Below are 10616 nucleotides of genomic sequence, written 5' to 3' on the forward strand. Positions count from 1 at the left end.
GGAGCACGAATACCGATCCACCACAGCATGTTTCGACCGGTGCAGCGATGCGGCACACCGGAGGGAGTTCGCTCGGCAAGCATCGCCAGCGGTCGCGGACCCCGCCGTCACCCCAGCCGGAGGCCGGGCACCGCGGCGCGGACGCCGTCGACCGAGGCGCCAAGCGCCGTCGAGAGGTCCCACGCCACCTCACGCACGCGGGTTCCGATGTGGTCGGTGCGCTCGGCGCTCATCCGCACCTCGGGCACCGACGCGCCGAGCGCACCGATCACCCGCTGGCTGTGGTCGAACACCGGCGAGGCCACCGCGCAGATCCCGACCGTGCGCTGGCCCCGCGACTCGGCATAGCCACGCGCGCGGGCCAGCTCCAGTTCACGGCGCAGCAGTTCGGGGTCGACGGTGGTGGTGGCGGTCATCGCGTCGATCCGCTCGCCGAGGTGGCGCTCACGCTCCTCGGCCGGCATCGCACACAGGATGGCCTTGCCGGGGCCGCCGTAGACCAGCCGGATCGGCACGCCGATGTCGGTGTAGGTCCGGCGCAGTTCCTGGTGGCTCTCCACCTGGGCGGCGACGATGCGGTGGCCGGTCCGCAGCAACTCGTGCAGACCGATCGTCTCGTCGAGTTCATCGCGCAGATCGGTCATGAACGGCAGCGCCGCCTCGCGCAGCGTTCGCGGCATCGCGCCCGAATTGGCCAGCTGCAGCAGGAAGGGGCCGAGGCCGTACCGCTTGGCGCCGGTCTGACGCACGAGGTGGTTCTCCTGCATCGCCGCCAGCAGCCGGTGCACCGTGCTGGTCGACAGGCCGGTCGATCGGGCGAGTTCGCTGATTCCCAGCTCGGGCGTGCGCCCGCTGAAGCACCGCAGGATCGCCACCGCTCGATCTATCGACTGAACTCCGTTGCGCCGCTGCACATCTGCGCTGCCCTCAGTACTTTCCATCGCCCCGGTCACCCCTCCGTGTCGTCCCACTCTGACAGTCCGTCCGGCCGTTTGCACAGTGATCCACGTCTCTCGAACCACTTGACGTGATCGCGCTCACCGTCCTAGCCTTTCTGCAATGCGCAAAACATATCCCACAATACGGGAAGGATCAATGCGACCACTCAGCGGATTCCGAGTCCTCGACCTGACGAGATTCCTGTCGGGTCCCTACTGCACGATGGTGTTGGCCGAACTCGGCGCCGACGTCATCAAGATCGAACAGCCGGGCACGGGAGACGACTCGCGCCGGATGGCGCCGAAGGTCAACGGCGAGAGCTACCCGTTCGCAATGCCTAACCGCAGCAAGCGGTCGGTCGCGCTGGACCTCAAGTCCGACCGCGGACGCGAGCTGTTCCACGAGCTCGCGGCGGGCGCCGACCTGGTGATCGAGAACTTCCGGCCCGGCGTGACCCGGCGTCTCGGCATCGACTACGACGCCATCCGCGCCGTCCGCGAGGACATCCTGTACTGCTCGATCAGCGGGTTCGGCCAGACCGGCCCATACCGTGACCGGCCGGGATTCGACATCATGGCCCAGGGCATCGGCGGGTTCCTGCGGATGACCGGTCAGCCCGACGGCAAGCCCACCAAGGTCGGCATCGCGATCAACGACATCGCCGCAGGCGCCACCGCGATCTACTCGATCCTCGCGGCGGAACTCAACCGGCGGCAGACCGGCGAGGGCCAGTACATCGACATCTCGCTCGTCGACGCCGGCCTGGCCTGGACGGTCTGGGAGTCCGGCGCCTACTTCGGCAACGGTGAGACCCCGGCGCAGACGGGCACTCGGCACCGGCGATCCGCTCCCTACCAGGCCTACCGCACCGCCGACGGCTACGTGACGATCGGCGCCAACACCGACCGGCTGTGGCAGCGGCTGATCAACGACGTGCTGAAGCGCCCGGACTGGGCCGACGACCCGCGCTTCATCGACCTGCCCGCACGGATGAACCACCTCGACGAGCTCGAGGAGGAGATCGAAGCGATCACCACCACCCTGCCCACCAGCGCGTGGGTCGACCGGATGGACACCGCCGGCGTCCCCGGCGGGCCGGTGCTCACCTACGACGAGACGCTCGACGATCCGCACGTGCAGGCGCGCGGCATGATCGTCGACCTCGAGCACCCGATCATCGGGCCGATGAAGACCATCGCCCCGCCGACCCGGTTCTCCGACCTCGAATTCAGCGTGCGCGCACCGGCTCCCTGGCTGGGCCAGCACACCGCCTCGGTGCTGTCCGAGCTGGGCATCGGCGGCGACGAGATCGACCGCCTCTTCACCGACGGCATCCTCTACGACGCCCACCCGGACCTGCAGAAGGGAAGAACCGCATGAGCGACAAGACGATCCGCGTCGAACGGGACGACGAGACCCCGGCGATCGCCACCGTCGTGCTCGACAACATCGACAGCCACAACGCGATCGCCCTGACCATGTACCGCCGCATCCCCGAGGTGTTCGCCGAACTGGACGCCGACCCGGCGGTCAAGGTCGTGGTGTTGCGCGGGGCAGGCACCCGCAGCTTCGCCTCCGGCGCCGACATCAGCGAGTTCGAGGAGGTCCGCGGCAACAGTGACGCCGCCAAGGCCTACAACGAGCACGTCGCGGCGGCCGAACACGCCGTCGAGGGCTGCGCCAAGCCCACCATCGCGATGGTGCACGGCTACGCCATCGGCGGTGGCTGCGGTCTCGCGCTGGCGTGCGACATCCGGTTCGCCGACGAACGGTCCCGGTTCGGCATCACCCCGGCGAAGCTCGGCCTGGTCTACAGCCTGGAATCGACCAAACGACTCGTCGACGTCGTCGGGCCGTCCCGCGCGAAGTGGATCCTGTTCGCCGGACAGCACGTCCACGCCGAGGAGGCGCTGCGCCTCGGCCTGATCGACGAGCTCGTGCCCGCCGACGACCTGGAGAAGCACACCTACGAATTCGCCCGCCTCGTCACCACCCGCGCTCAGTACAGCGTCCGGTCGTCGAAGCGGATCGTCGACCTCGTGCTCAGCGGGCAGACCTCCGACGACGAGGTGACCACCGGCATCCGCAACTCGTCCTTCGACACCGACGACTACGCCGAGGGCGTCCGGTCGTTCCTGGAGAAGCGTCCCCCGAGGTTCACCTGGTCATGACCGCCACCGATCCCGCTGTCCGGCCCACCGATCCGGTGGGTGCCGCCCAGTACGCCGCCGGCATAGCCGAGCCGGAATTCGGCCGGTACTTCCTCATCCACTTCCTCGGCCTGTCGATCGACTACGTCGACGACGACAAGGCCTGCGTGGTGCGCCTGCCGTTCGCCCGCCACCTGTGCAATGCCGGGGGCGCCATGCACGGCGGTGTGCTGTCCACCGCGCTGGACATCTCGATGGGCCACGCCTGCCAGCGCTACCTGTCGGCCGGTTCGACCATCGAGATGCAGGTGCGATTCCTGCGGGCTGTGCGCACCGACGTGACGTGCACGGGCCGCGTCGTCCACGGCGGCCGGCGGATCGTGCAGCTGGAGTCCCACATGCACGACACCGCGGGCCGCCTCGTCGCCACCGCCAGCGGCTCGTGGTTCCGCCACGACGCCACCACCTGAGAACCCAGGCTCCCGCCCACCACTCAACGAGGAGAACACCATGCGACTCAAAGCGATCATCACCGCGCTGTTAGCCGTCGCCGCCCTGGTGCTGTCGGCCTGCAACGCCGGCAGCGGCAACTCCGGATCCGCCGAGGACTACCCGTCCCAGGAACTGGACTGGACCATCGCCTTCGGCCCCGGCGGCGGCAACGACATGATGGCGCGCAAGCTCGTGCAGATCATCCAGGAGAAGAACCTCTACCCCAACGACATCGCCGTGGAGAACCGCGAAGGCGGCAGCGGCGCCACCGGATGGGGCTACCTGCTGAGCAAGCGGGGCAGCGGATACGACGTGTCGACCACATCGGGGTCCTTCCTCACCACCCCGCTGCAGGCCGACCCGGGCTGGACCTACAAGGACTTCACCCACGTCGGCCTGATGGCCACCGACGACGCGCTGCTGCTCGTCGACGGCAAGAAGGGCATCCGCACCTTCGAGGACTGGGTCGCCTACGCCAAGAACAAGGGCAAGGTCGTCGTCGGCGGCATCGGCACGGTGAACGTCGACTTCATCCTGCAGTCGCTGATCGCCGAGCACGCCGGCTACGAGATCGAGTACGTGCCCTACAACGAAGAGGGCCAGGTGCAGACCTCGCTGCTCAGCGGCGCGCTCGACTCGATGATCTCCAACCCCGGGTCGATCCTGGGCCAGGTGGAGTCCGGTGACATGACGCCCGTGCTGTTCACCGGCAAGGAGCGCCTGCAGAAGCTGCCCGACGTCCCGACCGGTGCGGAGAAGGGGATGGCCGACCTGCCGTCCATGCCGCGCGGCTTCATCCTCCCGCCCGACGCCCCGGACTACGCCCGCGACTGGTGGATCAAGACGATGAAGGAGGTCGTCCAGACCGAGGAGTGGCAGGCCTATCTCGCCGACAACTACCTCACCAAGAACGAACTGTGGGGCGACGACTTCACCGCCTACCTCGAGACCACCACCGCGGAGTTCGAGAAGACGCTCAAGGAACAGGGCGCGCTGTGACCGCGACGACCCCGTTCAACATGGCGACCGCAGCCGTGTCCGACTCCACCGAGCCCAAGCGGGTGGTGAACTGGCCGAAACTCACCTTCCTCGGTGTGCTGCTCATCGCGTTCGCCTTATACACCGAGATCGCGATGGGCATGGAGTGGCGCACCCAGGCCGGCCGCATCGGCCCCGGCGTGTTCCCCCGCATCCTGGGCTTCACCGCGATCGCCGTCATCATCATCGCCGCTGCGCGCGAGGTGCTTTCGCGGCCCTCGGCCAAGCCCGTCAGCCAGGCCGAGGCCGCCGACGAGGCCGCCGAACCGGACCTCGGACGGCATCCGGTCGCGCTGGTCGCGTTCACCATCGCGGCCGCGGTGTTCGTCGCGCTGCTCGGCGTCCTCGGCGCCGCGCTGGCCGGGGTGCTGTTCCTGGCCGTCACCCTGTGGTTCCTCGATCCGAAGCACCACGTGCGGTCGCTGATCATCGCGGTGACCGTGCCCGTCCTCCTGTACCTGGCGTTCCAGACCGGCCTCAACGTCGGTCTGCCGCAGGGAATTCTGCCGATCGGCTGAGGAGCGTCCCACCATGTTCGACCTGATGACCGGCATCACCGCCCTGTTGACGGTGCAGAACCTGCTGTTGCTCTTCGGCGGTGTGATGATCGGCATGATCGTCGGCGTCATCCCCGGAGTCGGCCCGTCCGCCGGGCTGGCGATCCTGCTTCCGGTGACGTTCGGGCTCGACCCGACGGGCGCCATTGTGATGCTGGCCGCCGTTTACTACGGCGCCATGTACGGAGGAACGATCACCTCGGTGCTGATCAACACACCGGGCGAATCTGCCACCGTGGCAAGCACGTTCGACGGCTATCCACTCGCCAAACAGGGGCGGGCCGGGCCCGCGCTGGTGATGGCGGCGGTCGGCTCGTTCGTGGCGGGCACCATCGGGGCGGTGCTGCTCAGTGTGGCCGCGCCGGTGACCGCCGAGTTCGCGAAGACCTTCGGTCCCCCCGAGTACTTCCTCGTCGTGATGGCCGGCCTGCTGACCGTCATCGTGATCCTGCGCGGCAACAAGATGCTCGGCGCGTTGTCGGCGCTCATCGGATTCGCCATCGGCACCGTCGGCATCGACATCGGCGGTGGCGGCCAGCGGTACACCTTCGGTTCGGTGGACCTGATCAACGGCATCGACTTCATCCCCGTCGCGATCGGACTGTTCGCCGTCGGTGAGGTGCTGCACACGCTGTGGCGGGGCGGCCACCTCGAAGAGCTCAAGTTCTTCGGGGTATCGGCGCGCAGCCGCGGATTCTGGCCCACCCGCACGGATATCCGTGAGTCTGTCGGGCCCACGCTGCGCGGCTCGTTCCTCGGCTTCGGTGTCGGGTTGACCCCGGGCGCCGGCGCCACCGTCGCCTCGCTGATGTCCTACAACGTCGAGAAGTCGGTATCGCGGACCCCGGAAAAATTCGGCAAGGGCGCGATGGCCGGGCTGGTCGGCCCGGAGTCGGCCAACAACGCGGCATCCTCGGGCGCCATGGTGCCCCTGCTGACACTCGGCATCCCCGGCGGCGGCGCGACCGCCGTACTGCTCGGCGGCTTCCTGATGTGGGGCCTGCAGCCGGGCCCGCTGCTGATGCAGCAGAACCCGGAGTTCGCCTGGGGTCTCATCGCGAGCATGTTCCTCGGAAACGTGATGCTGTTGGGTGTCAACGTGTTCTGCATCCCGGCGTTCGCCAGCATCGCGCGCGTGCCGTTCCGGGTCCTGGGCCCGATCATCATCCTGCTGTGCGCACTGGGCACCTTCGCGGTGAACAAGAGCCTGCTCGACGTGCAGATCATGCTGGCCTGCGGCGTGCTTGGATTCTTCATGCGCCAGTACGGCCTGTCCCCGGCTGCGCTGATCATCGCCCTGGTGCTGGGTCCGCTGGCCGAGGAGTCGCTGCGGCAGACGATGGTGATCTCCGGCGGCAGCCTCGGCGTCTTCGTCGAACGAGGCACCTCGCTGGGCATCCTGGCGTTCATCGTGCTGCTGTTCGCGATCCCGTTCATCAAGAATCCGATGCGCCGCGCGACCCAGTCCGCGCTGCAACTCGTCTCGATGCGCCGTCGACAGCCGGCCGAGGATCCGCCGGACGGGCGCGACGCCAAGGCACGCAACGACGACGACCGGGAACACGTCTGATGAACATCGGCTCACTGCTGCTGACAGCGACGGCAGCGGTGATCGGCGCAGGCATCGCCACCCTGCTCCACCTGCCTGCCGCGCCTCTGCTCGGGGCCATGGTGGGGGTCGCACTGGTGAACATCTTCAGCTCGTCGGCGTTCGAGATCCCCTCCGTCGGGAAGTGGATCGTCTACGCCGTGCTCGGCTGGCTGCTCGGCACCGGGGTGAACCAGGAGACGCTGACCCAGCTGCGGTCGGCGGTGGTGCCGATCGTCGTGACCGTCGTCGCCTTCCTGGTGTTCGGGCTGCTCGCGGCGCTGCTGCTGTGGAAGTTCACCCCGTTCGATTCGATGACCGCACTGCTGGCCACCGCTCCGGGCGGCATCGCCCAGATGGGCGCGCTGTCCGCCGGCGCCGGCGCCAATGTTCCGATCGTGCTGACCGTGCACGTGCTGCGGATCACCTCGGTGATCGTGCTCATGTCGGTGGGCCTGAAACTGATGGGAGGACGCGGATGACGGATGCACCCGGGCCCGCACCCCGGCCGCTCGCCGACATCCGGGTGGTCGACCTCAGCCGCGCACTGGCCGGTCCGTACGCGACGATGATGATGGCCGACGCCGGCGCCGACGTGGTGAAGGTGGAACCGCCGGGAGGCGACGACAGCCGGGGCTGGCTGCCCTATGTCGACCGCAACGGCCACCGGGAGTCGGCCTACTACATGAGCGCCAACCGCAACAAGCGCTCGGTGGTGCTCGACCTCAAATCGCCCGAGGGCGCCGATCGGCTGCGCTGGCTGGTCGCGCAGGCCGACGTGCTCGTCGAGAACTATCGGCCCGGGGTGCTCGACCGGCTCGGGCTCGGCCTCGACCGGCTGCGCGAGCTCAACCCCCGGCTGGTGACGCTGTCCATCACCGGATTCGGCAAGGGCGGACCGGACGGCGCACGGCCCGGTTTCGACCAGATCGTGCAGGCCGAGGCCGGCCTGATGGCGCTGACCGGACAGCCCGGCGGCACCCCGCAACGCGTGGGGCTGCCCATGTGCGACATCCTGGCCGGACTCTTCGGGGCATTCGGGGTGATGACCGCACTGCGGGCGCGGGAGCACACCGGCCGCGGCCAGGCCGTCGAGACCTCGCTGCTGGCGGCCGTGGTCGGGGTGCACGTGTTCCACGGCGTCGGCTGGCTCTCCGCCGGGGTGGAACCGGTGCTCACCGGCAACCGACATCCGTCCATCGCGCCGTACGGGGTGTTCGGGTGCGAGGACGCCGATATCGTGATCGCCGTCGGGTCGGAGTCGCTGTGGCGCAAGTTCGCGCCGATCGTGGGCCTCGACGCCGACCGCCCCGACATCGCCACCAACATCGACCGGGTCGGCCGGGCCGACGCGCTACAGAAGGAGATCGACGCCCTGCTCGCCGACAGGACCGCTGAAGAGGTGCTCGCCGCGCTCGACGCGGCGGGCGTGCCCGCGGGCCGCATCCGCACCGTGCCTGAGGTCTACGACTGGGCGCAGGTCCGCGAGTCGATGGTGCTGACACTGCCGCACCCGACGCTGGGTGACCTCGAGATGCCCGCGTCGCCGCTGCAGCTGTCCGAACACGGCGATCCGCGCCGCGAGGCGCCACCCTCGCTCGGCGGAGACCAGGACGCGGTCTTCGCCGGCTACGCACCCTCGGGAGGACGCCGATGACCCAGCGGATGGCCGTGATCGGCGGCGGCATCGTCGGTGCCGCCGTCGCCCGCGAGATCCTGGCCCGCAGGCCCGACGCCGAGGTCACGGTGTTCGACAAGGAAGACCGCCTCGCGTCGCACCAGACCGGACGCAACAGCGGCGTCGTGCACGCCGGGCTCTACTACCAGCCGGGCTCACAGAAGGCGCTGCTCTGCCGGCGCGGGGTGCGCCTGCTCGAGGACTACTGCGCCGAACGCGGAATCCGCCGGATCGCCTGCGGCAAGGTGCTGGTCGCGCTCGACGAGGTGGAACGGGCCCGGCTGTCCGACATCGAGGACCGCGCCCGCGCCAACGGCGTGCCCGGGATCCGGATCATCGGCCCCGGCGAGCTGCGCGAACTCGAACCGCACGTCCGCGGCGTCGCCGCACTGCACTCGCCGTCGACGTCGATCGTCGACTTCGCCGAAGTGACCCAGGCGCTCGCCGCCGACGCCGTCGCCGCCGGCGCGAAGATCCTGCTCGGCCACGAGGTGACCGGGATGCAGGTCAAGGGATCCGAGGTGGTGCTGACCACGCGAGCCGCAGGCGGGACGGATGAGAGCGCCTTCGACCAGGTGGTCGCATGCGGCGGCCTGCAGAGCGACCGGTTGGCCGAGATGGCCGGCGACGGACCCGATCCGGTGATCATGCCGTTCCGCGGCGAGTACTACGCACTCAAGCCGGAGCGCCGCGGGCTGGTCAACGGCCTGGTGTATCCGGTGCCCGACCCGCGCTACCCGTTCCTCGGCGTCCACGTCACGCCGCGGGTCGACGGTGAGGTGCTGATCGGCCCGAACGCGGTGCTCGCGCTGGCCCGCGAAGGCTACACGTGGCGCAACGTGTCCCCCGCCGATCTCGCCGGCGTCGCCCGGACCCCGGCGTTCTGGCGGTTCGCCCGGCAGCACTGGCGCACCGGCATCCGGGAGATGTACGGCTCGCTGAGCAAGCGGCGGTTCGTCGCGGCCGCCCGTGCCTACGTCCCCGAACTCGGCGACGACGACGTCGTGCCGGGCCGGGCCGGGATCCGCGCGCAGGCACTCGACGCCGACGGCGGACTCGTCGACGACTTCCGGATCAGCATCCGCGACCGGATCGTGGTGCTGCGCAACGCGCCGTCGCCGGCGGCCACCTCCGCGCTCGCCATCGCCGAGCACGTCGTCTCCACCCTCGAGGGCCGCCCGTGACCGACGTCATCGCCGGCGGCCTCTGGGGAGTGCTGGCCACCCCGTTCGACGACCACCTCGACATCGACCTCGAATCACTGCGCAACGAGGTCGCGTCGTTCGCCGAGGACGGCTGCGGCGGCCTGGTCGCGCTCGGCGTGTTCGGCGAGGCGGCCTCCCTGCGACCCGACGAGGCCGACGCCGTCGCGCAGACCGTCGCGGCGGCCACCGACCTGCCGTACGTGCTCGGGCTCTCCGAACGGGACCCCGACGCCGTGGTGGTGCAGGCGCAGCGACTGCTCGGGGCGGTGTCCCGGCCGCCGGTGGCGCTGATGGCTCAGATCGGTGACGCCGACCCCGCGGTGTCCGCGGAGGCCATGCGCCGGTTGTACGACGGCACCGGAATCGGTGTGCTGGTGCAGGACTATCCCGTCGTGTCGGGGATCCGGGTGACCGACGAGCAGGTGGTGGAGCTGGTGCGGGCGTGCCCGTTCGCGGTCGGCGTGAAATCCGAGACGCCGCCCACGTCCGTCGCGATCGCCCACCTGGCACCCCGGCTCGACGTGCCGGTGTTCGGTGGGCTCGGCGGTGTCGGACTGCTCGACGAACTGGCCGCCGGATCGGCGGGCGCCATGACGGGCTTCAGCCATCCGGCCGCGCTGGCGGCGGTGTTGCGCGCCCACCGCGACGGCGGATTCCGCGCCGCCCGGGAGGCATGGGCGCCGTGGTTGCCGCTGGCCAACTTCGAAGGGCAGCTGCGCGTCGGCCTGGCGATCCGCAAGGAGCTGCTGCGCCGGCGCGGGGTGATCGCCTGCGCACGCGTCCGGCCACCCGCCACACCGCTGCCCGCATCACTGGTGCCCCTGCTCGAACAGCATCTGAGCAGCCTGCCCGCAAACCAATCCGCGCCTCGCTGAAGGGGAATTCGACATGGATCTCGGCATCACCGGACGCACCGCCCTGGTGCTCGGCGGCAGCGGCGGCCTCGGCGGCGCCATCGCGGTGCGCCTC

General features: G+C 69.6%; 11 protein-coding genes. 10 read left to right on the plus strand and 1 reads right to left on the minus strand.

Annotated features, from left to right (window positions below):
* Positions 1-107 precede the first annotated feature (107 nt).
* Positions 108-941, minus strand: coding sequence for an IclR family transcriptional regulator (locus tag Q2100_RS13415; RefSeq protein ID WP_302914461.1), 834 nt, complete (start codon positions 939-941; stop codon positions 108-110).
* Between the two features lie 154 nt (positions 942-1095).
* On the opposite strand from Q2100_RS13415, the gene Q2100_RS13420 reads away from it, so the two are divergent.
* The 10 genes from Q2100_RS13420 to Q2100_RS13465 are packed head-to-tail and all read left to right on the plus strand — an operon-like array spanning position 1096 to position 10522.
* A complete protein-coding gene (locus Q2100_RS13420) occupies positions 1096-2319 on the plus strand; it encodes a CaiB/BaiF CoA transferase family protein (protein WP_302914462.1) in 1224 nt (407 codons plus the stop codon).
* Positions 2316-3110, plus strand: coding sequence for an enoyl-CoA hydratase-related protein (locus Q2100_RS13425; protein ID WP_302914463.1), 795 nt, complete (start codon positions 2316-2318; stop codon positions 3108-3110). Before Q2100_RS13420 ends, Q2100_RS13425 begins: the two co-directional genes overlap by 4 nt.
* Positions 3107-3559, plus strand: a complete 453-nt coding sequence (locus tag Q2100_RS13430; protein WP_302914464.1) for a PaaI family thioesterase — start codon at positions 3107-3109, stop codon at positions 3557-3559. The genes Q2100_RS13425 and Q2100_RS13430 overlap by 4 nt, the downstream gene beginning before the upstream one ends.
* Before the next feature lie 40 nt (positions 3560-3599).
* Complete coding sequence (locus Q2100_RS13435; RefSeq protein ID WP_302914465.1) at positions 3600-4580, plus strand: Bug family tripartite tricarboxylate transporter substrate binding protein; 981 nt, start codon at positions 3600-3602, stop codon at positions 4578-4580.
* A complete protein-coding gene (locus Q2100_RS13440) occupies positions 4577-5137 on the plus strand; it encodes a tripartite tricarboxylate transporter TctB family protein (protein ID WP_302914466.1) in 561 nt (186 codons plus the stop codon). Before Q2100_RS13435 ends, Q2100_RS13440 begins: the two co-directional genes overlap by 4 nt.
* 13 nt (positions 5138-5150) lie before the next feature.
* Positions 5151-6746, plus strand: coding sequence for a tripartite tricarboxylate transporter permease (locus Q2100_RS13445; RefSeq protein ID WP_302914467.1), 1596 nt, complete (start codon positions 5151-5153; stop codon positions 6744-6746).
* Positions 6746-7246, plus strand: a complete 501-nt coding sequence (locus tag Q2100_RS13450; RefSeq protein ID WP_269894446.1) for an AbrB family transcriptional regulator — start codon at positions 6746-6748, stop codon at positions 7244-7246. Before Q2100_RS13445 ends, Q2100_RS13450 begins: the two co-directional genes overlap by 1 nt.
* Positions 7243-8421 carry a CaiB/BaiF CoA transferase family protein gene (locus tag Q2100_RS13455; protein WP_302914468.1) on the plus strand — a complete coding sequence of 393 codons (1179 nt, stop codon included), beginning with the start codon at positions 7243-7245 and terminating at the stop codon, positions 8419-8421. Before Q2100_RS13450 ends, Q2100_RS13455 begins: the two co-directional genes overlap by 4 nt.
* Positions 8418-9626, plus strand: a complete 1209-nt coding sequence (gene lhgO / locus Q2100_RS13460; protein ID WP_302914469.1) for an L-2-hydroxyglutarate dehydrogenase — start codon at positions 8418-8420, stop codon at positions 9624-9626. Before Q2100_RS13455 ends, lhgO begins: the two co-directional genes overlap by 4 nt.
* Entirely contained in the window at positions 9623-10522 is a 900-nt protein-coding gene (locus Q2100_RS13465) for a dihydrodipicolinate synthase family protein (protein ID WP_302914470.1), read from the plus strand. Before lhgO ends, Q2100_RS13465 begins: the two co-directional genes overlap by 4 nt.
* The last annotated feature ends 94 nt before the right edge of the window (positions 10523-10616 follow it).

It is taken from the genome of Mycolicibacterium arseniciresistens, from assembly GCF_030519285.1.
Classification (GTDB): Bacteria; Actinomycetota; Actinomycetes; order Mycobacteriales; family Mycobacteriaceae; genus Mycobacterium; species Mycobacterium arseniciresistens.

Excerpts from the sequence above, each read along its gene's own strand:
- Q2100_RS13425 (WP_302914463.1), top strand. The coding sequence starts at position 2,316 with ATGAGCGACAAGACGATCCGCGTCGAACGGGACGACGAGACCCCGGCG.
- Q2100_RS13450 (WP_269894446.1), top strand. The coding sequence starts at position 6,746 with ATGAACATCGGCTCACTGCTGCTGACAGCGACGGCAGCGGTGATCGGC.
- lhgO (WP_302914469.1), top strand. The coding sequence starts at position 8,418 with ATGACCCAGCGGATGGCCGTGATCGGCGGCGGCATCGTCGGTGCCGCC.
- Q2100_RS13430 (WP_302914464.1), top strand. The coding sequence starts at position 3,107 with ATGACCGCCACCGATCCCGCTGTCCGGCCCACCGATCCGGTGGGTGCC.
- Q2100_RS13435 (WP_302914465.1), top strand. The coding sequence starts at position 3,600 with ATGCGACTCAAAGCGATCATCACCGCGCTGTTAGCCGTCGCCGCCCTG.
- Q2100_RS13420 (WP_302914462.1), top strand. The coding sequence starts at position 1,096 with ATGCGACCACTCAGCGGATTCCGAGTCCTCGACCTGACGAGATTCCTG.
- Q2100_RS13445 (WP_302914467.1), top strand. The coding sequence starts at position 5,151 with ATGTTCGACCTGATGACCGGCATCACCGCCCTGTTGACGGTGCAGAAC.
- Q2100_RS13415 (WP_302914461.1), bottom strand. The coding sequence starts at position 941 with ATGGAAAGTACTGAGGGCAGCGCAGATGTGCAGCGGCGCAACGGAGTT.
- Q2100_RS13455 (WP_302914468.1), top strand. The coding sequence starts at position 7,243 with ATGACGGATGCACCCGGGCCCGCACCCCGGCCGCTCGCCGACATCCGG.